This window comes from Paenibacillus sp. 2TAB19 (genome assembly GCF_052115185.1).
Lineage (GTDB): Bacteria > Bacillota > Bacilli > Paenibacillales > Paenibacillaceae > Pristimantibacillus.
The window spans coordinates 29,960-55,041 of the sequence record NZ_JBFRGE010000018.1 but is presented as its reverse complement, the minus strand read 5'-3'; the positions used below and the strand labels follow the sequence as shown (position 1 = coordinate 55,041).

At 49.7% G+C, this 25,082-nt stretch carries 20 protein-coding genes; 14 read left to right on the top strand and 6 right to left on the bottom strand.

Translation table 11 applies throughout. The features are described from left to right. The first annotated feature begins 478 nt into the window (after positions 1 to 478). From AB4Z33_RS10695 to AB4Z33_RS10685, 3 genes are read left to right on the top strand one after another with little or no spacing between them, the layout of a single operon-like run. On the top strand, positions 479 to 1,381 hold the full coding sequence (locus tag AB4Z33_RS10695; protein WP_442049942.1) for an ABC transporter permease: 903 nt from the start codon (positions 479 to 481) through the stop codon (positions 1,379 to 1,381). Then, positions 1,375 to 2,235: a carbohydrate ABC transporter permease gene (locus tag AB4Z33_RS10690; protein ID WP_442049916.1), complete on the top strand. Its 861-nt coding sequence runs from the start codon at positions 1,375 to 1,377 to the stop codon at positions 2,233 to 2,235. Before AB4Z33_RS10695 ends, AB4Z33_RS10690 begins: the two co-directional genes overlap by 7 nt. Before the next feature lie 32 nt (positions 2,236 to 2,267). Then, a complete protein-coding gene (locus tag AB4Z33_RS10685) occupies positions 2,268 to 3,806 on the top strand; it encodes an extracellular solute-binding protein (protein ID WP_442049915.1) in 1,539 nt (512 codons plus the stop codon). A 50-nt stretch (positions 3,807 to 3,856) separates the two neighbouring features. Here the strand turns inward: AB4Z33_RS10685 and AB4Z33_RS10680 are convergent, their stop codons facing one another. Then, positions 3,857 to 4,654 carry a helix-turn-helix domain-containing protein gene (locus AB4Z33_RS10680; RefSeq protein ID WP_442049914.1) on the bottom strand — a complete coding sequence of 266 codons (798 nt, stop codon included), beginning with the start codon at positions 4,652 to 4,654 and terminating at the stop codon, positions 3,857 to 3,859. Positions 4,655 to 4,774: 120 nt separating this feature from the next. On the opposite strand from AB4Z33_RS10680, the gene AB4Z33_RS10675 reads away from it, so the two are divergent. Both AB4Z33_RS10675 and AB4Z33_RS10670 read left to right on the top strand, forming a co-directional pair. Next, the gene (locus AB4Z33_RS10675) at positions 4,775 to 5,590 is read left to right on the top strand and encodes a phytanoyl-CoA dioxygenase family protein (protein WP_442049913.1); all 816 of its coding nucleotides are present in this window, start codon (positions 4,775 to 4,777) and stop codon (positions 5,588 to 5,590) included. A 36-nt stretch (positions 5,591 to 5,626) separates the two neighbouring features. Next, positions 5,627 to 6,628, top strand: a complete 1,002-nt coding sequence (locus tag AB4Z33_RS10670; protein WP_442049912.1) for a glycoside hydrolase family 43 protein — start codon at positions 5,627 to 5,629, stop codon at positions 6,626 to 6,628. A 46-nt stretch (positions 6,629 to 6,674) separates the two neighbouring features. On the opposite strand, the gene AB4Z33_RS10665 is transcribed toward AB4Z33_RS10670, so the two are convergent. Further along, positions 6,675 to 7,568, bottom strand: a complete 894-nt coding sequence (locus AB4Z33_RS10665; RefSeq protein ID WP_442049911.1) for a helix-turn-helix domain-containing protein — start codon at positions 7,566 to 7,568, stop codon at positions 6,675 to 6,677. A 124-nt stretch (positions 7,569 to 7,692) separates the two neighbouring features. On the opposite strand from AB4Z33_RS10665, the gene AB4Z33_RS10660 reads away from it, so the two are divergent. Continuing rightward, on the top strand, positions 7,693 to 8,472 hold the full coding sequence (locus tag AB4Z33_RS10660) for a phytanoyl-CoA dioxygenase family protein (protein WP_442049910.1): 780 nt from the start codon (positions 7,693 to 7,695) through the stop codon (positions 8,470 to 8,472). 66 nt (positions 8,473 to 8,538) lie between these two features. Here the strand turns inward: AB4Z33_RS10660 and AB4Z33_RS10655 are convergent, their stop codons facing one another. Next, positions 8,539 to 9,339 (bottom strand): DeoR/GlpR family DNA-binding transcription regulator, encoded by an 801-nt coding sequence (locus AB4Z33_RS10655; protein ID WP_442049909.1) that lies wholly within the window; start codon positions 9,337 to 9,339, stop codon positions 8,539 to 8,541. Between the two features lie 236 nt (positions 9,340 to 9,575). On the opposite strand from AB4Z33_RS10655, the gene AB4Z33_RS10650 reads away from it, so the two are divergent. Continuing rightward, positions 9,576 to 10,337, top strand: coding sequence for an arylamine N-acetyltransferase family protein (locus tag AB4Z33_RS10650; RefSeq protein WP_442049908.1), 762 nt, complete (start codon positions 9,576 to 9,578; stop codon positions 10,335 to 10,337). Positions 10,338 to 10,506: 169 nt separating this feature from the next. On the opposite strand, the gene fabI is transcribed toward AB4Z33_RS10650, so the two are convergent. The 3 genes from fabI to AB4Z33_RS10635 form a co-directional block, all read right to left on the bottom strand. After that, positions 10,507 to 11,286 (bottom strand): enoyl-ACP reductase FabI, encoded by a 780-nt coding sequence (gene fabI, locus AB4Z33_RS10645; RefSeq protein WP_442049907.1) that lies wholly within the window; start codon positions 11,284 to 11,286, stop codon positions 10,507 to 10,509. A gap of 78 nt (positions 11,287 to 11,364) precedes the next feature. Continuing rightward, positions 11,365 to 12,429 carry a phosphatidylglycerol lysyltransferase domain-containing protein gene (locus AB4Z33_RS10640; RefSeq protein WP_442049906.1) on the bottom strand — a complete coding sequence of 355 codons (1,065 nt, stop codon included), beginning with the start codon at positions 12,427 to 12,429 and terminating at the stop codon, positions 11,365 to 11,367. Between the two features lie 135 nt (positions 12,430 to 12,564). Then, positions 12,565 to 14,106, bottom strand: coding sequence for an FAD-dependent oxidoreductase (locus AB4Z33_RS10635; protein WP_442049905.1), 1,542 nt, complete (start codon positions 14,104 to 14,106; stop codon positions 12,565 to 12,567). 128 nt (positions 14,107 to 14,234) lie between these two features. Between AB4Z33_RS10635 and AB4Z33_RS10630 the strand changes: the two genes are divergently transcribed. From AB4Z33_RS10630 to AB4Z33_RS10600, 7 genes are all read left to right on the top strand, one after another. Beyond that, positions 14,235 to 15,089, top strand: a complete 855-nt coding sequence (locus AB4Z33_RS10630; RefSeq protein WP_442049904.1) for an MBL fold metallo-hydrolase — start codon at positions 14,235 to 14,237, stop codon at positions 15,087 to 15,089. Between the two features lie 134 nt (positions 15,090 to 15,223). Beyond that, positions 15,224 to 16,780 (top strand): response regulator transcription factor, encoded by a 1,557-nt coding sequence (locus AB4Z33_RS10625; RefSeq protein ID WP_442049903.1) that lies wholly within the window; start codon positions 15,224 to 15,226, stop codon positions 16,778 to 16,780. Between the two features lie 17 nt (positions 16,781 to 16,797). Next, a complete protein-coding gene (locus tag AB4Z33_RS10620; RefSeq protein WP_442049941.1) occupies positions 16,798 to 18,570 on the top strand; it encodes a cache domain-containing sensor histidine kinase in 1,773 nt (590 codons plus the stop codon). A gap of 181 nt (positions 18,571 to 18,751) precedes the next feature. Beyond that, positions 18,752 to 20,053, top strand: coding sequence for an ABC transporter substrate-binding protein (locus tag AB4Z33_RS10615; protein WP_442049902.1), 1,302 nt, complete (start codon positions 18,752 to 18,754; stop codon positions 20,051 to 20,053). A gap of 188 nt (positions 20,054 to 20,241) precedes the next feature. Continuing rightward, complete coding sequence (locus AB4Z33_RS10610) at positions 20,242 to 21,057, top strand: carbohydrate ABC transporter permease (RefSeq protein WP_337103404.1); 816 nt, start codon at positions 20,242 to 20,244, stop codon at positions 21,055 to 21,057. Then, the gene (locus tag AB4Z33_RS10605; RefSeq protein ID WP_442049901.1) at positions 21,050 to 21,874 is read left to right on the top strand and encodes a carbohydrate ABC transporter permease; all 825 of its coding nucleotides are present in this window, start codon (positions 21,050 to 21,052) and stop codon (positions 21,872 to 21,874) included. The genes AB4Z33_RS10610 and AB4Z33_RS10605 overlap by 8 nt, the downstream gene beginning before the upstream one ends. A gap of 59 nt (positions 21,875 to 21,933) precedes the next feature. Further along, positions 21,934 to 24,981: a glycoside hydrolase family 2 TIM barrel-domain containing protein gene (locus AB4Z33_RS10600; protein WP_442049900.1), complete on the top strand. Its 3,048-nt coding sequence runs from the start codon at positions 21,934 to 21,936 to the stop codon at positions 24,979 to 24,981. The last annotated feature ends 101 nt before the right edge of the window (positions 24,982 to 25,082 follow it).

Genomic DNA, 25,082 nt, shown 5'->3' with positions numbered 1-25,082 from the left:
TCGTTGTCTGTATTCCATTAACGGATTACTAATTAGTCCATTTATATGGTTTTTCATCCAAGACCAGTCAAACAAGACGGGATTTGAAAAACTTATACGATATATCGTACAAAAGTGAATAGTCCATCCGCGCGGCCGATGATTTTGTGCGATTTTTCGATCAAATGCCTTGATTTAGCCTATCCGTAGCTTGGTTTATACGATAAATCGTACAACTATTGGGTAGTCGCAGTTAATCTTGAACACCTAGCCTTTTGATTGTATTGAATCCATTCAAAGCGCAGCACACCTCTAAATGATCCAAAGTGGCGTCTGAAATGCGTACATTTTTTACGTTTTTGTGCATATCGAGGAAACGCTCCGCCCTTTATACTTACCTTATTGGAAGCGCATTCACACTAGGAGGGATACGATGGAAGCCAATCATAGCCTAACGCCAGCCCCTCGGATACGGCCATCTCCGCGGACCAAGCTGCTCATGATTGCAAGATTGGCATGGCGGTTTAAAGCCTTTTACGTCATGCTTCTGCCCGGCATTATTTATTTCGTTATATTTCGGTACTTCCCGATGTACGGCGTCATTATCGCCTTCAAGGATTTTGCGATCCTGGACGGCATAACGGGCAGCTCGTGGGTTGATCCGTGGTATAAGCATTTTCAGAGCTTTTACGAGTCGCCTTATTTCAGCCAACTCTTGAGCAATACGCTGTTGATCAGCCTCTACAAGCTGGTATGGGGGACGCTTCCTCCGATCGTGCTGGCCGTGCTGCTGAACGAATGCCGCGTTCGCTGGCTGAAGTCGATCGTTCAGACGCTGACTTACATGCCGCACTTCTTGTCTTGGGTCATTATATTCGGCATTCTTCTGACGCTCTTCTCCCAGAACGGCGGCCTCATAAACCGCTGGATCGTGGAAGCGGGCGGAACCTCGATTCCGTTCCTGACCTCGACAGAATATTTCCGCAGTATACTGGTTGGTTCGGAGGTATGGCAAAATCTCGGCTGGGGTGCCATTATTTACTTAGCCGCGATGGCAGGCATCGATCCAACCCTCTACGAAGCGGCGAAAGTGGACGGCGCGAGCCGGCTGCGCATGATCTGGCATATTACGCTGCCGGGCATTAGAAGCATTATCGTCCTTCTGTTCGTTCTGAAGCTTGGCCATCTGCTTGACGCCGGCTTCGACCAAATCTACATCCTGTACAATATACAGGTGTACCCGGTCGCGGACATTATCGATACATGGGTTTACCGAACCGGTCTGCAGCAGCTTAATTTCAGTTTGGCATCGGCAGTCGGATTGTTCAAATCGGTCATCGGGCTCATCCTCGTACTGGGCGCTAACCGCGTGGCGAAGAAATGGGGTGAGGGCATATGGTAAGGAGCCTCGACGATAAAATTTTCAACACGATCATATATGTTATTCTCGGACTATGCGGACTTGGCGCCATTCTGCCGATCCTGTATGTCGTATCGGTATCCATTACGCCTTTCGGGGAAGTGCTGCGCAACGGCGGTTTCATATTGTTCCCGAAGGAAATTACGTTTTCCGCTTACCGCACGCTGCTGACGGAGTCCAACATTCCGAAGGCATTCCAAATAACCGTCCTCATTACGGTCATCGGAACGGCGGTCAATCTCGTCTTGACGGGGCTGATGGCATATCCGCTTAGCCGCCGGAATTTGCCGGGAAGAAACTTTTTTCTGCTCATGATCGTATTCACGTTGTTGTTCAGCGGTGGACTTATTCCGACCTATCTGGTCGTGAAGTCGATGGGGCTGCTCGATTCCATCTGGGCGATGATTTTGCCAAATGCGGTGTGGAGCTTCAACGTTCTTATTATGAAAAGCTTTTTTGAAGGGCTGCCGGAGGAACTGTTCGAGTCGGCCCGAATGGATGGAGCCAAGGAGTTCCGCATCCTGCTGCAAATCGTTACGCCGCTTTCCGTTCCCGTCTTGCTGACGGTTGGATTGTTTTACTTGGTTGGTCACTGGAACGAGTTTTTTCAAGCGATTTTTTATGTGACCGATCGCACGCTGTATCCGCTGCAGGTCGTCGTCCGAGAAATTCTGATGCAAAGTCAGCAGCCGCTGGAGAACGCGGAAAATATGATGCCGACGCAGACGATGCAGATGGCATCCGTCATGATTGCCAGCTTGCCGGTCATCGTGATCTACCCGTTTCTTCAGAAGCATTTTACAAAAGGGATGCTGCTTGGTTCTATAAAAGGTTGACCGATGAAACCATTCAGAGAGGGGTTAAAATCATGAAGAAATTAGGGACTTTGCTAGTAGCCGTTTCATTAGCGGGAGCTTTGCTTACGGCTTGTTCGGGGGGGAACGGCAGCGATAATCCGGGAAATAATTCGGGCGGCGTTACCGCCAAGCCAGGAGCGGAAACGGAGCAGCCGAGCAGCAAGCCGGTTAAGCTCGATATTATCGAGACGGGGAACAATCTGCCGTCGCCGGATAAAGACATGATTAAGCAAGCACTGGATAAGGCGCTGAATATCGACCTGAATCTGACGGTGTACCCAGCTGCAGACGATTATAATAATCAATTGAACGTTCGGATGTCCTCGGGCAACTTTCCCGATCTGTTCATGGTCAATCGCCAGCAGCTCATACAGTTCTCCAAACAAGGGCTGCTTCTCGATCTTACGCCATACATGGATAAGTTGGAGCAAACGGTAGCGTTCATCGGGGAGGATAGCGTCAAGAAGGGGACAGTCGACGGAAAAGTATACGGCATCTCCAAATCTCCTCAAATCCCTTATAACACCTTATGGATCCGCAAGGATTGGCTCGATAAGCTGAAGCTGGAAGTGCCGACGACCGTGGAGCAATTGGCCACCGTAGCGGAAGCGTTCACGAAAAACGATCCGGACGGAAACGGCAAACCGGACACCTTCGGACTAACGGGAAGCAAGCTGTTCGCGTTCTCGACCGTCTTCGGCGCATTCGGCGTCGGCATGCCGGGCAACTTCTACGAGAAGGACGGCAAAGTCGTCAATTCGCTGCATGAGCCGGCAATGAAGGATGCTTTGGCCTTTATTAAGGAAATGATCGCGTCTGGCTCCGTCGATCCCGAGCTGCTCGCGAATAGCGGCTTGCAACATCAAGAGAAGGCGATCAAAGGGCAGGCGGGCATCGTTTATCTCGACTGGCCGAACATGACGAAGGAGCAGTTCGTGGAACAGATCAAAACCGTTAATCCGAATGCGGAATGGCTGCAAATCGCCGCTCCGTCAGGTGCAGGCGGACAATTCGACGGTTCATGGGACATCGGCGCGGCGCCTGGCCGTTACGCCATACCGAAAGCGCTCGAGAAGGATCCGGAGAAGCTTCAGCGGGTGCTCGATCTGCTCAACTATATTTCGAATCCGGACGGGGGCTCGCTGCTCGTGCAGTTCGGGGTGAAGGATACTCACTTCACGCTGGAGGACGGCAAGCCGAAGATGACGGACAAAGCGGGCGAGGTCGGCCATTCCTGGCTGTACCAATTCACCGGCAGACCGGAAATGGAATATTTGCAGGCGAAGTTCGCCGCGCAATCGGCTGCAATCGAATTCGCGAACGATCAGCCTCGCATCGAAGCGTTGAACGGATTCATCGACAATCCGGAGGGGTATAACCCAGCCGATGCGGACCGGTATATGGAAGAGGAGATCGCGAAGTTTATTTACGATAAGCGTCCATTGACCGAATACGATGACTTTATCAAGACGCTGGAAACTTCCATGAACTACAAAGCGTTCGTGGACAGCGCCATGGAGCAGCTAAAAGCACTCGGTTACGGGAGCTAAATAGCGAGAACGAAAGCCGACCTCATTCGATGCAGGTCGGCTTGTTTTTTTCATATGTTATGTGTTTTTCGGTACGATGAAGGATTGACGCCGCACAGCTTTTTGAAGCTTTTGCTCAAATGATGTTCGTCGGTAAATCCGCAATGCTCGGCGATTTGGGCAAGGGTAAGCGTAGAGTGTACAAGGAGCTGCTTCACCTTGTCCATTCTAAGATTAGCCGCGTAAGCGCCTGGCGTTATACGGAATTCGCGTGTGAACAGTCTTGTCAGCTGCACCTGGGTGAGGCCAAGCTCCACAGCAATTGACTTTAGCGAAATGCCGAATTCGGCTTGCTGCTGAAGCAGATGCAGGGCTCGTCCAAGCGTCGGATCCTCGCTGAACAATGACTTCGCAAGCTGCTCGGATTGCTCGATCTGAAGCAAGTAGAGAAGATCCTTAAGTAAGTGTTTCTTGTACGTACGACCAATTCCAGCTTGCAAGTATTGGGCTTCGCGAAATTGGGAGAGGGTGGACAGGAATCGTTTGTTGTTCATGAGCCGCAGCTTGCCGATAGTTGGGAAATCCACCGCATGCTGCGGTGCTTCTGGGGAAGCGATCCATTGAAACCCCATGAGATGGAACGATAAACCGTTCGTTTGCCGGTAGAAGGTTAGATCGGGCGGGCATAATACGAGGTCATCCTTAACCGCCCTTCCGCTTTGGCTGCCCATTCTGTAATCAAAGGCGCCTTCTTCGACGACAAACAACGCCCAGTGATCATACGTATCATGCGTTTTCTGAAATTGAGGCGTATCCTTCACGTAGACATGGTATTGCAGATCGGGCTCCAGAAATCGGCTGAACTCCATAGCGTGACAACACCTTTTCGCAAAGTGAAATTATTTACAAGTAAAAGTAATTTTTCTTACATTATAACATGATCGTTGGACATATATAATTAAATTAAATACAAGTAGGAGGTATGAAGGATGAAAACAGCCCAATTGGAATTACCCAAATTAATGGAGCAATTTCACGAACAAGGGTATTTGGTTATCCCGGATATTTTGTCTCAGGAACAGGTGAATCGGCTGAATGCCGCCATCGACGAAATTGTCTTGACGGAACCGGAAGCGCTTTCGCATAATATCTATAACAGCGTAGAACGCCATGCCGAGATCGCAGCATTAATCGATCAGCCTGCCATTCTTCCGTTAATCGTTAATTTGCTTGGCCATAACATTCAGCTTCACATTTCGCACCTCACGATCAGACAACCGAATCCAAGCGAAGCCCAAACGGCGACGCACAGCTTCATCGATTGGCATCAAGACGGCCCGCATCCGCAGTTTCCCGTCATTAACGGCTTGACGGCAACCTATTATATTAAGGTTTGCTATATTTTGAGCGATATGTCGGAGCCGGATCGCGGCAATACGAAGGTGATTCCGGGCAGTCACAAACAGCCGTATAATCCGAATCATAAGGATGTGCGCCAGCAGCTTGACGGCGAGCTTCAGGTATGCGGCAAACCGGGCGACGTCTTCGTGTTTGCCCAAAACCTGTGGCATGCAGGCTCGCCGAACCACTCCGCGTTCACGAGAAGGCAGCTGTTCCTCGGCTACAGCCCGATCTGGATGCGTCCTATCGACTATCATTCGGCGTCGGAAGAGCTGCTGAAGGACGCCGATCCGATCCGCCGCCAGCTGCTTGGACAGATCAGCGACAACAAATTCAAGTATTACGTTCCTGAGGATTCGATGGTACCTCTCAAATCTATGCGGATCCATCCATCCTCGCAGTAGCGATCACAATCCATTCGAATGGGAAGGATGAACGAGATGACCGTATTCAATGCCGCTTCCGATACAGCAAATCCGCAATCAGGCCATAAGCTGGCCGATATTCCGGCCCATGATCCGTTCGTCGTTGCCGATGACCAGACAGGCACTTATTACTTGTACACCGGGGGAAGTCCGCGCTTGCATGGGATGAATCGTTACGGCGTCCTTGCTTACAAAAGCCGGAATCTTACCGAGTGGGAGGGACCGTACGTCGTCTTCACCATTCCCGACGGCGCGTGGGCGCATCCGCAGCATGGCGCGTGGGCGCCTGAGGTACATGCTTATAACGGGCGCTACTATTTGTTCGTTACGCTTCACCATAATGACAAGATGCTCGAAGGCGAGGGACATGGCGGTTATCCGCTCCAACGGCGAGGAACCGTGGTTGCGGTATCCGATTCCTTGGAAGGTCCGTTCGAATTAATGGATTCCGATGAACCGATCGCGCCTTCCGAGCATATGACGCTGGACGGATCGCTGTATATCGACGAAGAAGGCAGCCCTTGGATGGTCTATTGCCATGAATGGGTACAGACGGCCGACGGCACGATCGAAGCGGTCCGGCTGCGTGACGATCTATCGGGCCGCTCGTCAGAACCGATCCATCTGTTCGATGGTTCCGCTGCCCCTTGGGACAATGGCGATCATCCGGCAGACCGCTCGCAGCGCTCCATGTATGTGACGGACGGCTGCCAATTGTACCGCACGTCTGGCAATCGGCTCGTGATGTTGTGGTCTACGTACGAAGCGGGAAGCTACGTCCAGACGATCGCGCGTTCCGTCAGCGGCAAGCTGGAAGGACCTTGGGAGCAGCTGGAGCCTCTCGTTCGCGATGATAGCGGACACGGCATGCTGTTCCGCAATTTCGAGGGCAATTGGATGCTTATCGTTCATTCTCCGTTCAAAATGCCGGATTCCCGGTGCAAGCTGTACGAGATGACGGATACCGGCGAAACGTTTGTCGTGAAATCGCCGATACACGCCGCCAGATTCGAGTAAACGGTCAAACGGTTGAGCAGTTCGAGGTTCTCAGTCCAACAGAACATTAAGGTTGAACGAATAAGGCGTTTCTCCGGCTTGCTTCGCGATAGGCGGCCGGGGGGACGCCTTTGGCTTGCGAGAATGTCCTTGTAAAGTAATGGACGGTAGAAAATCCGACCTGATCGGCGATTTCCTTGATCGGTATTTCGGTATCGCCGAGTAGCTTCTCCGCGGCGCGAATCCGCTCCAACCGAACGGTTGCCGTGAACGATTCGTGGATGCCCGAAGCGAACAACCGGGACAGATGCCGCTCCGAAATGCTCAGGTAACGGGCAATTTCCGGCAGCGATAAGCTGCTTGCCAGATTGTCGCGAATGTACAGCTTGGCCCGCCGGATCAAATGCGCGGCGTTGGTGCGAGGTGACGGCATCTCGGCCTCATGCTCCACGGGACTGAACAAATTCGGGAAAGAGGCAAGCAAGGAGCTGGCAAGCGGAGGAAGCACGGATGAGGGAAGCATTCCGTCCGATTCGCTCTGTGCAAGCATCGATTTCCATAACTGAATGATCGGCGAACGTTCCTTCTTATCCAGCCATACGGCGCCGCGTTCCAACCTTTCATAATAACGGCTGAATTTCTCTGCGCTGGAATGCTCTTCGATCGGCTCGAAGGTTACGAACAGCAGGTCGAGGCCGTTCACGTCTTTGATTTGATGATAGATTCCCGGCCTGGAGCAGAAGGCCACCCCTTCGTACAAAGGATACGTTTGGCCTTCCTCTGTGTAAACGCCGGAGCCGCCGTCGACATAGCATATTTCGAAAAAAGAATGTTTATGGACGACGTTCGCCGGCAACTGCTGCTCCGCTCCCCAATAATAAGTATGAAACGTCAGTTGATCGCCTTCCAGCACTCTTGGAATCCGGTTCAATCGATCGACGCTGACTTGCCAATTTATCATATTCAGGTTTTCTCCTTTGGCGTAATATTGCAAAAAGATGTCCTTCGGCTGCAAATACGTTTTGACTATAGAATACCTATAATAAAGACAGATTAGCAACCTTCACTCACAAAGGAGAATGAATATGATTACGAGCCAAGATGTACAATTTTACAAAGAAAATGGTTATTTGCTAGTGAAGGGAGTATTCTCTCAGCCGGAGGTTCTGCAGATGCGAGAATCCGTTGAACGGATTATCCAGCGTGCCGCGCGAGCCAAGGCGGATGCCAACCATGCTTGGCAGGGAGACTTCTTGCCGCCGGAGCAGCTGAAGAAGCTTGTATTGAAAGGGTTCCATGACGTGCATTATCATGATGCGGCGTTTACCCGTGCTGCGACCCATCCTAATATGGTAAGCGTATTGAACGGAATTATCGGGCCTAACGTGCAGCTGCACCATTCGAAAATGCTCGTGAAGCCGCCGGCGAACGGCGCGGCATTCCCGATGCATCAGGATTATCCGTACTTCCCGCACAGCAATCATTCCATGCTGGCAGCAAGCGTTCATCTTGATGATGCCGATATGGAGAACGGCTGCTTGTGCGTCGTTCCCGGTTCGCATAAGCAGGGTGTTCTCCCGCATATCGGAGTTCATTACCTGAATCATAAGGAGCATCCGATCTCGTCGGGAACGCCATGCCCGGCCGAGGCGGGGGACGTGCTGTTCTTCAACTACTTGACGATTCACGGCTCCGATGTCAACCGCAGCGAGCGGACCCGCAGAAACGTACTGTTCCAGTACCGCGACGCGGCCGATCTGCCGACGGAGAATGTGCACTTCGATTGGGGCATGGGCTTAATGGTAAGCGGCGAAAATCCGGACTTCAACAATGTGAAGCCGAACTATCGGATCGTCGAAGAGTAATTAAAAACGGCAGTGCGGGAAAGTCATCCTGCACTGCCGTTTAGATGTTCTACGGCATAATTCATCTCATTGATTGATTTCATCAGAAGCCTTGTCGGCGTAGACGACAGTTGCGACCTTCTTCTCGATCTCCTTCACGGCCGTTTCTGATGAGGCAACATCGGTTAGAACGATGTCGATTTCCTCGATTGGTATAGAGGAGATGAACATCCGATGTCCTACTTTCTCATGCGGGGCCAAGCAGATATTTCTGCGAGAGACTCGCGCGACTGCTCGGGCGAATGCCGCTCCTTCAGGCGTAGCCGTGCTTAATCCGACGGCGTCCAAGCTGCCGCCGGTCACGAAGCCGATGTCCAGCGTGAACTTGCTGATCATTTCGATAGCGATCGTGTCGATGATGCTGCCTGCCGACTCGGCTCTTAATCTGCCCCCGATGAGGTAAGCGGCGATGTTCTCCTTCTTACGAATCGCCTCTGCGATCTTGATCGAATTCGTAACGACAGTGAATGGGATATCATCGCGCAAATATTTCAACATGCCATATTGAATGCCGGCACCGCCGATAAATACGGTGTCGTTCTCGTGAATATACGAGGCAGCCAGCTTGGATATCGCGTTCTGATGCGCTTCGCCTTCGCCGTAACGTCTGGCTTCCCCTTGCGGGAGAGTGCGAACTTTAGGTGATTCGGCGAGAGGGATCGCCCCGCCGTACGTTTTCTGAAGCGTGCCTTGATCTTCCATAATCGTTAAGTCTCTTCGTATGGAATCGATGGACATCTGGAACTGCTCCGATAGATCTTTGGCGATAACGCGTCCTTCCGCTTGCAGCAGTTCCAAAATTTTTTGTCGGCGTTGTTCTGCTAACATGGCTGAACCCTCCCGTAATATCCTCTAATATTTACCATCTTTCAGGATAATGATATTCCTGTTCTATCTGTTTTGTCAACAAATAACTTCATGTTCATTCGGTTTCATTAATGTTTATTCAGTTTTCGGTGATGAGCCGTCATGAAGTCATCGATCAAACAATCAACCAACTTCGAATTGAGCTGTGGTAATATATAGTTGCGAACAGTCGACGATGAAAGGTGGAGGACATGCAAATGGAGTCAAACGTGATTGCTTATTTGAATCGGATCGGCATCGAAGGTCCTGCAGCACCAACGCTTGATATGCTTAGCCGACTTCAATACGCTCATCTTCATCACATCCCTTACGAGAACTTGGATGTAATGAATGGCATACCAATATCGCTAGAAATCGAACGTTTATTCGATAAAATCGTTACCCGCGGTCGGGGCGGTTATTGTTTCGAGCTTAATGCCTTGTTCGGCTGGTTGCTTGACAGGCTAGGGTACCGTGTGACGAACTATTTTGGTCGATTTTGGAGAGACGAGGAGGTCGTGCCCTCGAAGCGTAGACATCATATCCTGCAGGTAGAGATAGATGGGGAGAAATATATCGTGGATGTGGGCGCAGGGGCAGCTGCACCTCGCTGGCCGCTCATGCTGGTTACCGATACACCGCAAGTACAGCAGGATGAAAGCTATCGATTAATGAGAGATTCCATTTACGGATGGATGCTGGAAGAGAAGAAAGGCGAGGAGTGGAGGGGGATCTATTCGTTTACCGAAGAGCCTACTTTGGCGATTGACTTCGAGACCACTTCCTATTGGTGCTCGACTAGCCCGGACTCGAAATTCAAGAAGGCTTCCATGGTTGCGATTCGAACGGAGAGTGGTCGCAACACGATTGCAGGCGATGAATTCCGTATTTTCAAAGCGGAGAGCTTTAACTCATTTGTACCCGATTCGCAGGAGCAATACAAGTTGAGCTTGAAACAATATTTCGGAATAGAACTATAATCGGTCGTGGGCTACAAATTCCAATCAAACGGTCAAACGTAAGTCGAAACCCTAATTAGGGTGGATGAAATCCAGCCAAATGGACTACGGATCGATTGGCAGGAGAGAATGAGGTAAGCGCATCAAAACAGGCTGTCGCAAAATTAGCGACAGCCTGTGTCATGTGAGCTTAATAACCGAGAATGTGATATCCCGAATCGACGTGAAGAACCTCGCCTGTAATGCCTCGCGACAGCTTGCTTAACAGGAACATGGTCGCATCGCCAACTTCATCCTGATCGACGTTCTTGCGGAGCGGCGATTTGTCTTGAATCGTCGAGAACAGATCGGTGAATCCAGCTACGCCGCCTTTGGCAGAGAGTGTGCGAATCGGTCCGGACGAGATCGCATTGACGCGGATATTGTATTTGCCGAGATCGTCTGCCAAGTATCTTACGCTTGCTTCCAGCGCAGCCTTCGCAACGCCCATAACATTATAGTTTTTTACGACGCGCTCCGCGCCGAGATAAGATTGAGTAACGATGCTGCCGCCCTCTGTCATGAGCTTCTTGCATTCCTTAGCCATCGCGACGAGCGAATAGGCGCTAATATCTTGAGACAAGTGATAGCCCTCGCGAGTTGTATCGACATACTCGCCTTGCAAATCTTCCTTCTCAGCGAATGCGACAGAGTGGGCAAGACCGTGAATAACGGGTACTTTCGCCTCAATCTCGCGGAATGCCGCAGCGATACTCGCATCGTCTGCCACATCGCAAGACACGCATAGCAGCGGCTCGATTCCGTTGGCCGCGAGCAATTGCGTCAATTTGTTAAAGGAACGTTCCTTCCTATATGTGAAAATCAAGTTAGCCCCCGCCTCGTGCAGCGACTTCGTAATTCCCCAAGCAATGCTTCGTTCGTTGGCGATACCCATGACGATAATATTTTTTCCGGTAAGTAATCCTGACATTGAATAAAACCTCCAAGTGCTGATGATCTGATCGCAATATGCGCTGCAATGAGTATAACACATGATTAGTACCTAGTATTAATCAAGATTATAGTTTCTGGATCTTCGTGATACGAGACGTTTGAACGGGGACTCGAGCGAAAACAGCTTGTCAGGGCAAGGCGAATGTACGAGAAGCGTCAGCAGCAAAGCAGAATAGGGCAAGGTTGCAGGAGCTCCGACGAGGTAGACATCCTTCCATTGCGGTTCAAATTTATTTTTGTACTCATACAGTCCTTTAAAGTTGTATAGCTTGTTGCCGTACCTATAAATGAGTTTAGCGATTGCGGAATCGCACACGTTCGCCAGTGGCGCTGCTCCTAAGCTGCAGACTGCGTATTTATTCTCCTTAGCCCATAGCAGAACCGACAGAAATAGGAAATCCATCGTTCCATGCGGACAAGCTTGCGAATAACGCATCAGATCCAGCGTAATTTGACCTTTGGCAGAAACGTCCATGGTGGAAACGGCTTCTGCCAATGGAGGGTCGCCAGGCAGTGTAACAAACGCGGTCATGTTTCCGTCAGGGTCAATCAGAACGGCTACCGGGAAGCGACCCACATATTCCGGAGTAAAAGCGCTGACCGAGAAACTCTTTTCTTTCCGTTTGCGAAGCCATTCATCCGATATTGCTTGGAGCTTGGACAGGAATTCCTCCGTATACGGAGGCTGCAGCACCTTCAGCCTATAGCCGCTGCGATGAAATTTATTAAGCCGATTGCGCAGCTTGAGCCAGGCTTTGCCGTTCAAGTGAAAAGCGCCAAGCTCGACCCGCGCCTCCTGTCCAATCTTCTTGCAAGACAAGCCCAAGTCGTTAAAGAGAGGGAGATACGTTGAACTCGTCTGATAGAATACCGGCGTTCGCCGCCGTGCGAGGCAGTAAACAATGAATTGCTCAATGACTCGGCGATGCGCTTGCGGGTCGCCAGCAGGATCCCCCAGCACGATATCCCGATTGCCTATCGATCGGTAAGCGATGAACGCTCTTTGATCCGAATCATGAAACCATTGTTTGTCGCCAAGAAAATAAAGATGAGTATGCCAATTATGGCCAAAGCCATCGAGAAGCGCGATAAGCTTGGGTTCTGTCTGAGTAAAAGGCAAAAGAAAACCTCCGGGATGCAATTTCTGAGTTGGTAATCGAAAGATTACAATCGTCATCTACAATACATCGGAGATTTTCAGCTCATTTTAAAGACAATGAATATGGATACTTAGGAAAATGCAGGATGCGGAAGGTTATTGCGACAATTGTGGCAGCGGCTGTTCAGCAGGCCCTTCGATCACATCGCCATTAACTGAAAATCGAGAGCCGTGGCAAGGACAATCCCAGGTGCGGTCGCCGTTGTTCCACTCCACCTCACAGCCCATATGCGTACAGGTCGTGTCTACGATATATAGCTTTCCAGACTTATCCCTATATGCGCCTGCTCTCTTGCCATTATGCCTTACGACACCACCTTCATCATTTTGCATATCCGTGGGATGCTTATGAACAATATCCAGTTTGCCTTCGATTAAATGTTTCGCCACATCCAAGTTGTCGACAACTACATTTTTGATGGCAGTTAACGAATACGATCGCGAAGGCGAATACAGCTCCTCATACGGGTTAGCGCGTTCCATGATCAAATCGCGAATGAGCAGAGCCGCGGCTGTGCCGCCTGTCATTCCCCATTTGCGATAACCGGTGGCGACATAAACGTTCGGGGACGATTCGGTTATGCGACCGATATAAGGAACTTTGTCACCCGTTACAAGGTCCTGCGCCGACCAGCGGTAACTAATCTCCTCCAGCCCAAAATGTTCTACAGCGAATTTGCGCAATTCTTCATAATGATTGATAGTGCATATGCCTTGACCGGTCTTATGGCTTTGTCCGCCAATAATGAGGAGTTTGTCGCCGCTTGCGGTATCGGTATACCGAATAGAGCGTTTCGGATCCTCCGCACTTAGGTACATACCGCCTGGATAGTTGTCCTTGCTTTTAACTCCAAGCACATAAGAGCGATCTGCATGCATTCTAGCAAAATAAAAGCCCATTCCGTCATAAAAGGGGAAATGGGAACAAGAGACCACATGCTTGCATGAAATACGATGTCCGTTGCTCGTTATGACTTGAGGCATCATGCCGCTCTCCACATCGACAGCCGTCGTATGCTCGTAAATCTCTGCACCTTCCTTGACAAGCTCGGATAAAAGGGTGCTTAGGTAGTGCAAGGGGTGAAATTGAGCTTGATTATGAAGGACCAGCGCCGCCTTAGAAGGAATGTGAAGCGGAATGCGATCTTGGAGCTCACCAGGCATGCCAAGCTTCGAGTAGGCTGCGATTTCCTTCTCCAGCTTGGCTAAGTATGGCTCGGAATTCGTATACACATAAGCAGACTGCTTGGTAAATCCACAGTCGATTTTATACTTCTCGACATTCTTTTCGATGAATTGGAGTGCGTCTTCGCAAGCTTTATAGTACAAGGCCGCTTTCTCCACACCTTCCTTCGTGACCAGTTCATCGTAAATAAGATCATGCTGAGCTGTAATCTTCGCGGTTGTATGTCCGGTTGTTCCGTTAAGGAGGACGCCTGCTTCTAGCAGCACGACTTTCAAACCTTCTTTTGCTAGCAAATAGGCCGTTGTTATGCCCGAAATTCCTCCGCCAACAACAACCGCATCGGTGCTAAGGTCTTGCTCAAGCTTTGGAAAGGTTGGGAGTTTGTCTGTTGAATGGATCCAATAGGAATCGGGAAATTGGGGCAACGCTTCTGATTTATTTGATTTATTCATGAATGGACTCCTTATGCTGCTTCATAGTTTCATCTATTTTGCTCAGTGGATTTGTATTTAATTCCAAATCATTTTTTTGAACAGGTTGGAGAGGTTATAGGAAGGAGCGTATACATGAGGAAGAGGGAATGGTTGAGGTGGAAAATGAATTCGAGCACAAGCTCATGCCGCTTACGTCCATGGCAAGCGGCAATGGATTGGCCTATCGGCCGGATATTTATTGTTATTCGGTTCAAATCGTTAACGTTTGCTTTATTGGAGACCCGAAGCAGGGCGATGAGGGCTGGGTGCTCGTCGATGCCGGAATGCCGCGTTCCGCGAAAAAGATCATTAAGGAAGCGGAGAAGAGGTTCGAAACAGGGCCAAGCGCAATCGTGCTGACGCATGGACACTTTGACCATGTCGGCGCTATTGTTGAATTGATTGAGCATTGGAAGGCACCGGTCTACGCACATCCATTGGAGCTCCCTTACTTAACGGGGATTGCGGATTATCCGCCAGCTGATCCCACTGTAGACGGAGGGATGATATCGGAGCTTTCTCCTTATTTTCCGCATGAGGGAATTAATCTTGACGATCATGTGAAGGCGCTGCCGGAAGACGGCAGCATACCAGGACTGAAGGGCTGGAGCTGGGTGCATACGCCGGGCCATACGCCGGGTCATATTTCATTATTTCGACAAGAAGACGGCACGCTTATAGCGGGTGATGCATTTGTAACCGTCAAGCAAGAATCACTGTATAAAGTGATTACTCAGGAGCAGGAAATTAGCGGCCCGCCCAAATATTTTACGACGGACTGGGCACAAGCGGAGCAATCGGTAAAGAAGCTTGCCGCACTTAAGCCGAGCTTAGCCATAACCGGTCATGGTGAGCCGATGTTCGGTCAGGTGCTTGAGGATAATCTTACGCTGCTCGTCAGTCACTTTAATCAAATAGCCGTACCCGTAAACGGTATCTATGTGAATACGATATTGCATTAACGAAGCAGAACAATGAACCATGAACGTGCTGTAGACGCGCTCTTGGTTCATTGTTCTGCCTTTTTTCGAATAGACACATAATCATAATCGGTTATAATGGCTGTACAAATATGTGTAGGCCTGGAGGCGTCATTATGACCGCGTTCAATTATTGCAAAGTATTAATCGTCGATGACGAACAACTCATAAGGCAAGGGATTAAGCATTTCATGAATTGGGAGCAGGAAGGCTTCCAAATCGTCGGCGAAGCATCGAATGGCAGTGAAGCGCTCGCGCTGATCGAGGAGCTGCGGCCGCATATCGTGATAACGGATATCGTCATGCCAGTCATGGATGGCGAGGAACTGACGAGAATCATCAAGCAGCGTTATCCGGAAATCGAGGTTATTATCCTAAGCAGCTTCGGTGAATTCAACTATGTGCGTTCGACGTTCCAGAGCGGCGTTGCGGACTATATTCTGAAGCCGAAGCTTGATATGCGCCATCTGCTTAGCGTGCTTAAGCTAGCCGCAGACAAAATTCCGGGTCTGGGCAGTGAACAGTTGGAGTCCGATAACAGACTGTCGCTAGACTCGTTGTTGGAGAAGATTTTATCCGGCTATGACATTGAGGACGGCCTTCCGGCTGCTAAAGACTATTTGCCGCATTCGTATTATGTTCTAGTAGGATCGAAAGTAGTGGAGGGAGCGGGTACACGGTTCGTACAGGAAACACGAAAGGCGCTGGAGCAGCTAATTGCTGAACAATCGATCGTCCAGCAGCTTCCAATAGGCTCCGAATGTACCGTGCTGCTCGTTAATACGAATGAAAGCGGATGTGACAGAATTCTGCGGCAAGCCGGGCAATTATTTGCACAGGTTGCCGAATTCACTGCCGGCAAGGCGATTGTAATTGGAGAGCCTTTCGAAGAGTTGACGCTTCTGCGTGAACGATATGAAGAAAATATGCGGAAGCTAATGGATTACGGCTTCTTCCTGCCTGAGGTTCAGTTATTCATATATAATGATCTGCCTAAGCTACCGACAACGACGATTGAGCCATTCAACTTGAACCGGTTCACCGATGAATTCAAGCGCGAGCGATTCAACGAGGCTTTCGACTATTTAAGCGGACATGTGCTTGCCTTATCGTCGAATTACAAGATGAACGTGTTCGAATTCAAGTCCATTCTAGGCAATCTTATTTTCAATATGACGGTACTGCTCGGCAATATGAAGTATGACAATAAGGAGCTGGACAACAACAAGTTCACTTATTTCAAAGCGATAGAAGACGCGGCTACTGCGAATGAAGCGATTGCGGCATTAGAGCAATTCATCGTACTTGCGAAGGCATGTATTGCGGACAAGTCCGAACAGTCCCAGACCGGCAACGTCAATATGAAGCGGCTGCTAGATTATATCGATGAACATTATGCCGAGCCGCTTAACCTGACGGAGATGGCGAAGCATTTTCATTTCAACCCCTCTTACCTATCGAGCTACTTCTCGACGCATAACGAGGAAGGGTTCATCGAATATTTGCACAAAGTAAGGACAGATAAGGCAGCTTCGCTGCTGCGCAAGGGAGAGGCGATGATCTCCGAGATAAGCGGCTTGGTCGGCTATTCGGATCATAGCTACTTCTGCAAGGTATTCAAGCGTCATACCGGACATTCGCCTAGCAGCTACCGTCGACAATACATGAAATAAGGAATGAACCGATAATGATTAGAAGGGTAAATGATCGATTCCGCAACAACAGATTGTTTGTGAAAATGTTTCTTGTCATGCTCCTCAGTATCGTTGCAGTCGCGATTGCCATTACATGGGTTACGCTCAATACGTCTGAGCGTCTCTTCATGCAGACGTTCAGCATAACGAATTCGAAGGTGCTGACCCAGATCGAGAAGAGCTTCAGCTCGCTTAACTATTCGATCGTTCTAGCGTCCAACACGATGCTTCAAAGCGGTTCGATCAAGAACTTCCTGACGGAGAGCGAAGGCAATTCGAATTCGATCGCCAAAACGTATTACAACATGAATCAGCAAATGAAACGAATCACCTCTATTGTGGATTCGTATGAGGTAGGGCTTACAATTACGGGCAATAACGGCCGAAGCTATGCTACCGACCGTTCGATATGGCCGCTGACCGACAACCAAATTCAAGCTCATCCCATTACCCAGCAGACGCTCAAGGAGCCGAAGAAGCTGCTTTATCAATTCGATTATGTCGAGCCCTCCGAAACAGCGACCGGGCAGGCTTCTATCGTCGCTTCAAAGGCATTCATGGAGAGGACGACAGGCTATGTCTACGGGGCGATGTATTTCTCCATTCGCGAACGTGAATTCAAGCAACTCTACGAATCGTATACGAGCTTAGGCAATGATGTCGTTATCTTGAATGGCAAAGGCATGATTATTTCTTCTAACCGCACGGATTGGATTGGCCAATCCGATCCCGATCTGTTAGATAAAGCCCATGAGATTGTCGAACAATCGCTGGAATACAAGAGCGTGGATCGATTAGGCAAGGATGAATTGCTAATCGCGAAATATTTGGAATCGCAGGATCTTTATCTCGTGAACGTCATCGACAAGGAGACGGCGATTGGGCAACTGATGGATACGCGTGCAATTGTGCTTATCGTTACGGCAATCGTGTCTATAGCGCTTCTGATCGTGTTCCTCATATCCGGCCGAATGACGAAGTCTTTGTCCAGACTAGTGAAACAAATATCGACGATATCCAAATACGAGTTCGATCATTATGTCACCGTTGGCGGCAGCTATGAGACGAGACAGCTGGGGCAGGCGTTTAATGCGATGCTCGACGAGCTACACGATTACGTGGACGAACTGGTCGAGACGCAGCGGAGGCAGCGGAACGCGGAGCTTGAAGCGCTGCAGCAGCAGATTAATCCGCACTTTCTATACAACACACTGGCTTCTGTGAAATTTATGGTGCAGCAAGGGAGCAAGGATAAGGCGGCCGATACGATCAACGCGCTTATTTCACTGCTGCAAAATTCGATCGGCAACGTCAGCGAGACGATTACGATCAGTCAAGAGCTAGTCAACATGCGGAACTATGTGTTCATTAATCATGTGCGCTACGGGGAGAAGATCAAGGTTAATTATTTCGTCTCGCCTGACTGCATGGGTTATATGGTACCGAAGCTAATTATACAGCCGTTTATCGAGAACGCCTTTTTCCACGGCTTCAACAAGAAGTCCGAGGGGCATATTTACATCCTGGTCGCCCAAGAGCTGAACGCACTCGTCTGCGAGATCGTCGACAATGGCGATGGCATGGTCATTACCGCCGAGCAATTACCAGATCAATCGAAAGGCACCAGGCAGCTGTTCACCGGCATTGGCGTAAGAAACGTTCATGATCGTATTAAGCTGCTGTATGGAGATGAATACGGCGTATCGATTTCAAGCGAGTTAGGGGAAGGGACGAAGGTGAAAGTTCGCCTTCCGCTGCTCAAAGGATAAAAATTGTCCAAGTTTCTAAAAATCGTGCAAACGACTTAGAGGCTCGGACTTTTTTTTATAATAATTTCACTAAACGAAGCAAAGATTATCCTAACGGGCACGATAATCAAGATGCTACGATAAAGCAGTAAACGGGAAACCGCTTACAGCATTTTACAAAGAGAGACGGAGGTCTTCAAAAGTGAAAAAATTATTGCCATTGCTGGTTGTGTGCATCATGATCTTCACAGCCTGCTCGTCCAACACGGACAACACGAACAACAATACAGGTACTGACAATGCTGCAGGTGAAACAAGCAAAGTAACAGTCTGGGCTTGGGATCCGAACTTCAACATCAAAGCGATGAACCTCGCGAAAGATGCTTATGCAGCCGATCACTCGGATGTAACGATCGACATTATCGAGAACGCTCAGAACGATATCGTTCAAAAGCTGAATACGGGTCTTAGCTCCGGCACGACCAAAGGTCTTCCAAACATCGTATTGATCGAGGACTACCGCGCACAAAGCTTCTTGCAAGCTTATCCTGATGCATTCTACCCGTTGACGGATTCGTTCAAAACAGAAGACTTCGCTGATTACAAAATCGGCCCGACAAGCTTCGACGGCAAACAATACGGTCTTCCATTCGACTCCGGCGTAACTGGCGTTTATGTAAGAACGGACTATCTCGAGCAAGCTGGCTACACGGTAGCTGACATGCAAGACATTACTTGGGACAAGTACATCGAGATCGGCAAAGCGGTAAAAGAGAAAACAGGAAAATACTGGATTTCCCTTGACCCGAACGATCTAGGCATCATCCGCGTTATGGCGCAATCCGCTGGCTCGTGGTACCTGAAAGAAGACGGCAAAACAGCTGACATCGCAGGAAATGTGGCTTTGAAAGAAGCTATGGAAACATACAAAAAAATGATGGACGCAAACATTGTTAAAATTCATGCGGACTGGAGCCAATTCGTTGCTAACTACAACAACGGCGACGCTGCCTCCGTACCAACAGGCAACTGGTTCACGCCATCCATTACGGCTGCCGCTGATCAATCCGGCAAATGGGCGATCGTTCCGCTTCCTAAGCTGACAAACAACGACAAATCGGTTCATGCTTCCAACCTTGGCGGCAGCTCGTGGTATGTCCTTAACGTTCCAGGCAAAGAAAAGGCGGCTGAATTCCTCGGCGCTACATTCGGTTCGAATGTTGATCTGTACCAAAAGCTTGTTACGGAAATCGGCGCAATCGGAACGTACAAGCCTGCTGCAGAAGGCGAAGCTTACAAAGCGGCTAACGAGTTCTTCGGCGGACAACATATCGTAACGGACTTTGCTGCTTGGACAGCTCAAATTCCTAATGTCAACTACGGCATGCACACTTACGCAGTTGAAGACATTATGGTTGTGGAAATGCAAAATTACCTGAACGGCAAAGCAATCGATCAAGTGCTTGCCGACGCTCAGAAACAAGCAGACTCCCAATTGAAATAGAGTAGTATGTGGTACGGCCTTGGACATCGGCTGCCGGCGGATAAGCGGGCGGCAGGTGTCCAAGGTTATTTTAGAGATAAAAACGAATGCTGGAAGGAGATGACAGTAAAGTGAGAGAAGCCAAATCTGTAAATTTACGCAACAAAACAAATGTCATTGGCTGGTCATTTATCGCTATTGCGGTAATTATGATATGTGCCTTTTATTTCTATCCGATGATACGAGCATTATTAATGTCATTCCAATCGGGTACTGGAACGAATCTGTCATATGTCGGTTTGGACAACTATACGCGGCTGTTCAGTGATTCCACGTTTATAACGACACTGACGAATACATTCCTGTATCTGATTGTGCAAGTGCCGATCATGATCGTGCTTGCGCTGTTTATATCCGTACTGTTGAATGACAAGGACTTGAAGCTAAAAGGTTTTTTCCGGACGGCTATTTTTCTGCCGGCGGTAACGTCGCTCGTTGCCTATTCAGTTATATTCAAATATTTGTTCGGCGCAGATGGACTCATCAATGAGATGCTGCTCAAACTTCATCTGATTTCCGTGCCTATCCAATGGATCACAGATCCGTTCTGGGCAAAGATTACGATCATAATCGCGATTACATGGCGCTGGACCGGTTACAACATGATTTTCTACTTATCGGCGCTGCAAAATATAGACGGCTCCATCTACGAAGCTGCGCGCATCGATGGCGCGTCCTCTTTCAAGCAGTTTACGAAAATAACGGTACCGCTTCTGAAACCAATCATTTTGTTCACATCCATTACGTCAACGATTGGTACGCTGCAATTGTTCGACGAGGTTATGAACATTACGAAGGGCGGACCGGGCAATGCGACGATGACGCTCTCGCAATACATTTACAACCTGTCGTTCAAGTACACGCCCGACTTCGGTTACGCGGCGACTGTATCGTATGCCATCGTTATCTTGATCGTTATCTTCTCGATTCTTCAGTTCAAATTGGCAGGTGATCGCAATGACTAAGCTCAAGCGGATATTTATATATGTATTTCTAAGCGCGTCGGCGATCGTATCGATTTTCCCATTCCTATGGATGATTACCAGCACAACGAATCGTTCCATCGACATTACAAAGGGAAAGCTGCTGCCGGGCAAATATTTGTTCGAGAACTTGGACAAAGCGTTTAACGACGTGGACATCCTGCCGTCGCTAATTAATTCGGCGAAAATCTCGATTTTGACTACATTGCTTGCGATGCTGATTGCTTCGCTTGCCGGATACGGCTTTGAAATTTTCAAAAGCAAAGCGAAGGATGTCGTGTTCAGCATCTTGCTGCTCTCGATGATGATCCCGTTCGCGGCGCTTATGGTACCGTTGTACCGCATGTTCGGAACGATATCGCAAACCGTGCCGTTCATCGGCATTGACACGATTTCTTCCGTTATTTTGCCTACGGTAACGACTGCGTTCTTAATTTTCTTCTTCCGTCAGAGCACGAAAATGTTCCCTAAGGACATGCTTGAAGCGGGAAGAATTGACGGCTTGAACGAGCTTGGCGTGTTCTTCCGCATCTATATGCCGACGATGAAGACGACTTATGCGGCAGCGGCGATCATTACGTTCATGTCGAGCTGGAACAACTACTTGTGGCCGCTCGTCGTGCTGCAATCGCCGGAGAAAAGGACGATTCCGCTTCTGATTTCCAATATGGGCTCCAGCTACGCGCCGGATTACGGGGTAATCATGACCGTTATTCTGATCGCGACGCTCCCAACGGCTATTGTATTCTTCTTGATGCAGAAGCATTTTGTGGCTGGTATGACAGGATCGGTTAAGTAAGCGACAGAGATTGATTGCAACTACAGACAGAGTAAGCACGATAGGAGAGGTTTGTCGATATGAGAGCAATAAACGCAAGCTTGGACTGGCTGAGCGATCCGGCGGTATTTGCCGTGAATCGGCTGCCAGCCCATTCCGATCATAAGTATTACGCATCTCTTGCAGAAGCTCAGCGCAAGGAAGCGATGCCTTGGAGGCATTCCTTGAATGGAGCGTGGAAGTTTAATTACGCAGTAAACCCGGCCAGCAGGCCTGTTGATTTCTATAAGACCTCATTCAGCGTATCGGGATGGAATGAAATTATGGTTCCCGGACATATTCAGCTGCAAGGCTACGGCCAGCCGCAATATGTGAATACGATGTATCCATGGGATGGACATGAGGACTTACGCCCGCCGCAAATCTCCTCGGATCATAATCCGGTAGGCAGCTATGCAAGAAGCTTCTTCGTACCGGAGCACATGGCAGGCGGGCCGTTGTTTATTTCGTTCCAAGGCGTGGAGACTGCATTCTACGTGTGGCTGAATGGCGAATTCATCGGATATGGGGAAGACAGCTTCACGCCATCCGAGTTCGAATTGACGCCTTTCCTGAAAGAAGGCGACAACAAGCTTGCTGTAGAGGTGTACCAGCGCAGTACGGGTAGCTGGCTGGAGGATCAGGATTTCTGGCGTTTCTCCGGCATCTTCCGTGACGTGTATCTCTATACCGTACCTGAGGTGCATGTGCAGGACGTGTCCTTGCGGACGGAGCTTAACGATCGTTATGACAGCGGTTCGTTGAACGTAGCGCTCGCATTTCGCTCGGTTGTGCCAGCTGGAACGAAAGCGGTTCTGGATTTGTGCGATGTCGATGGCTTGTTGATCGTATCAGAAGAGATTGTCCTGGACGATTTGGAGTCAGAACGTACTTCGCTTCGAGTGAAAAATCCTTCGTTGTGGAGTGCCGAGCAGCCGAATTTGTACAGCTTGTATGTTCGAATTATTGGTGCGAACGGCAATGAGATCGAAGTCATCCCGGTGCGCGTCGGCTTCCGCCGCTTCGAGATGGAAGATAAGATTATGAAGCTGAACGGCAAGCGCATTGTGTTCAAAGGGGTTAATCGCCATGAATTCAACAGCCGCCGCGGACGTGCGATTACGAACGAGGATATGCTGTGGGACATCAAGGCGCTGAAGCGCAACAATATGAACGCCGTACGGACATCCCACTATCCGAATCAGAGCTATTGGTATGAGCTTTGCGACGAATACGGCATTTACGTCATCGACGAAATGAATTTGGAGACACATGGCTCTTGGCAGAAGATGGGCGCCGTTGAGCCATCGTGGAACATTCCTAGAAGCAATCCGGAATGGCAGGACATCGTGATGGATCGCGCGATTTCGCTCTACGAGCGGGACAAGAACCATCCGTCCGTTATTATTTGGTCGCTTGGCAACGAATCGTACGTGGGCGATGTGCTTGTGAACGTTGCAAGGTACTTCCGTACGGTTGATCCGGGCCGTCTCGTTCATTACGAGGGCGTATTCTATGACCGCGCATTCACCGAAGCAAGCGATATGGAAAGCCGGATGTATGCGAAACCTGCGGATATCGAGGAGTATTTGGACAATAATCCGGACAAGCCTTATATCAGCTGCGAGTACATGCACGCAATGGGCAACTCCCTTGGCGGCATGCGCAAGTATACGGATCTCGAGCAGAAGTACCCGATGTACCAAGGCGGCTTCATCTGGGATTACATCGATCAAGTTATCGTGAAGGAGAACCGTTACGGTGACGAGTTCCTCGCTTACGGCGGCGACTTCGATGATCGGGCGACCGATTACAACTTCTGCACGAACGGCATCGTTTATGCGAACCGCGAGCTGTCGCCGAAGATGCAGGACGTGAAGTTCCTGTATCAGAACGTGAAGCTTGTTCCGGAGCGCGACAGCGTGTTTATTCGCAACGAGAACTTGTTCGTGAATACGGAGGCATTCTCGCTTGAAATAGCTTTGTTCCGCGAAGGTCATGAAGTACACCGCTTCCCATTGGAAGCGGCTGTTGCGGCAGGCGAAGAAGCACGGATAAGCTTTAATATCGAGGAGCAGGTTGCTCTGCCAGGCGAATATGCGGTTCATGCTCTACTTACGCTGAAGGAGCAGACGCTTTGGGCGGAAGAAGGTTATGAGATCGCGTTCGGTGAGCATATCTTCAAGGTTGCCGGTGAGGCTGCACGTACAGCATCGTCTAATGGCAAGCTAAGAGTTGCGAACGGGGATGTGAACATCGGCGTGCATGGTACTGATTTCCGCATTATGTTCTCGAAGCAGGCCCATACGATGACGTCGATCGTATTCGAGGGACGCGAGATGATCGCTATGCCGCCTGCGCCGCTATTCTGGCGGGCGACGACGGACAATGACAAAGGGTACGCTCAGGGTTATGATTCCGGTCTATGGTATGCAGCAAGTCTTACTCGCAAATGTGTAGGAATCGACGTGTCGGAGGCAGAGGACGGAAGCTCTATAACAGTAGCTTATCGATTCCGCTTCTCGATCAGCGAGACGGCTGAAGCTAAGATTGCGTATACCGTAAGCGCGAACGGTTCGATTCGAGTGCAAGCGGAATACAAAGGTGCTCAAGGGCTGCCTCGTCTGCCGATCTTCGCCGTGTCGTTCAAGGTGAAGGCCGATTACGATCAGTTGGAATGGTATGCAATGGGGCCCGAGGAGAACTATGCTGACCGTGCGAACGGCGCGCGGTTATGCATTTTCGAGAATACGGCGGCAGACAATGTTGCTGCATATGCCGTGCCTCAGGAGTCAGGCAACCGTATGGGCGTTAGACGTCTAAGCGTACGCAATCGTGATGGACAAGGCATTCGTATCGTCTCGAGCGGTGAGCCGGTGGAATGTAATGTATCGCCTTATACGGCGTTCGAGCTGGAGAACGCGCAGCATCATTACGAGCTGCCGGAGGTGCACTACACGGTTATCACGGTAGCAGGGCGCCAGATGGGCGTCGGCGGCGACGACAGCTGGGGTGCTCCGGTGCATGAGGAATATACGATCTCGGGCGAGCAGGATCTTGCTTTCGAGTTCACGATAGAACGAGCGTAAATACGGTAAAAGCGGTGCAAGGATGATCCTTGCGCCGCTTTTTTTTATGTACAGCTAACCTCGCCTGAAACCTTCTCGCATTAAGCCATATAAACAGTAGC

Bases quoted from the DNA above. Each gene is read 5' to 3' on its own strand.
- fabI (WP_442049907.1), bottom strand. From the start codon at position 11,286: ATGTCAGGATTACTTACCGGAAAAAATATTATCGTCATGGGTATCGCC.
- AB4Z33_RS10650 (WP_442049908.1), top strand. From the start codon at position 9,576: ATGGAGTCAAACGTGATTGCTTATTTGAATCGGATCGGCATCGAAGGT.
- AB4Z33_RS10680 (WP_442049914.1), bottom strand. From the start codon at position 4,654: ATGGAGTTCAGCCGATTTCTGGAGCCCGATCTGCAATACCATGTCTAC.
- AB4Z33_RS10600 (WP_442049900.1), top strand. From the start codon at position 21,934: ATGAGAGCAATAAACGCAAGCTTGGACTGGCTGAGCGATCCGGCGGTA.
- AB4Z33_RS10630 (WP_442049904.1), top strand. From the start codon at position 14,235: ATGGTTGAGGTGGAAAATGAATTCGAGCACAAGCTCATGCCGCTTACG.
- AB4Z33_RS10655 (WP_442049909.1), bottom strand. From the start codon at position 9,339: ATGTTAGCAGAACAACGCCGACAAAAAATTTTGGAACTGCTGCAAGCG.
- AB4Z33_RS10690 (WP_442049916.1), top strand. From the start codon at position 1,375: ATGGTAAGGAGCCTCGACGATAAAATTTTCAACACGATCATATATGTT.
- AB4Z33_RS10675 (WP_442049913.1), top strand. From the start codon at position 4,775: ATGAAAACAGCCCAATTGGAATTACCCAAATTAATGGAGCAATTTCAC.
- AB4Z33_RS10665 (WP_442049911.1), bottom strand. From the start codon at position 7,568: ATGATAAATTGGCAAGTCAGCGTCGATCGATTGAACCGGATTCCAAGA.
- AB4Z33_RS10685 (WP_442049915.1), top strand. From the start codon at position 2,268: ATGAAGAAATTAGGGACTTTGCTAGTAGCCGTTTCATTAGCGGGAGCT.
- AB4Z33_RS10635 (WP_442049905.1), bottom strand. From the start codon at position 14,106: ATGAATAAATCAAATAAATCAGAAGCGTTGCCCCAATTTCCCGATTCC.
- AB4Z33_RS10605 (WP_442049901.1), top strand. From the start codon at position 21,050: ATGACTAAGCTCAAGCGGATATTTATATATGTATTTCTAAGCGCGTCG.
- AB4Z33_RS10660 (WP_442049910.1), top strand. From the start codon at position 7,693: ATGATTACGAGCCAAGATGTACAATTTTACAAAGAAAATGGTTATTTG.
- AB4Z33_RS10610 (WP_337103404.1), top strand. From the start codon at position 20,242: ATGATATGTGCCTTTTATTTCTATCCGATGATACGAGCATTATTAATG.
- AB4Z33_RS10670 (WP_442049912.1), top strand. From the start codon at position 5,627: ATGACCGTATTCAATGCCGCTTCCGATACAGCAAATCCGCAATCAGGC.
- AB4Z33_RS10695 (WP_442049942.1), top strand. From the start codon at position 479: ATGATTGCAAGATTGGCATGGCGGTTTAAAGCCTTTTACGTCATGCTT.
- AB4Z33_RS10625 (WP_442049903.1), top strand. From the start codon at position 15,224: ATGACCGCGTTCAATTATTGCAAAGTATTAATCGTCGATGACGAACAA.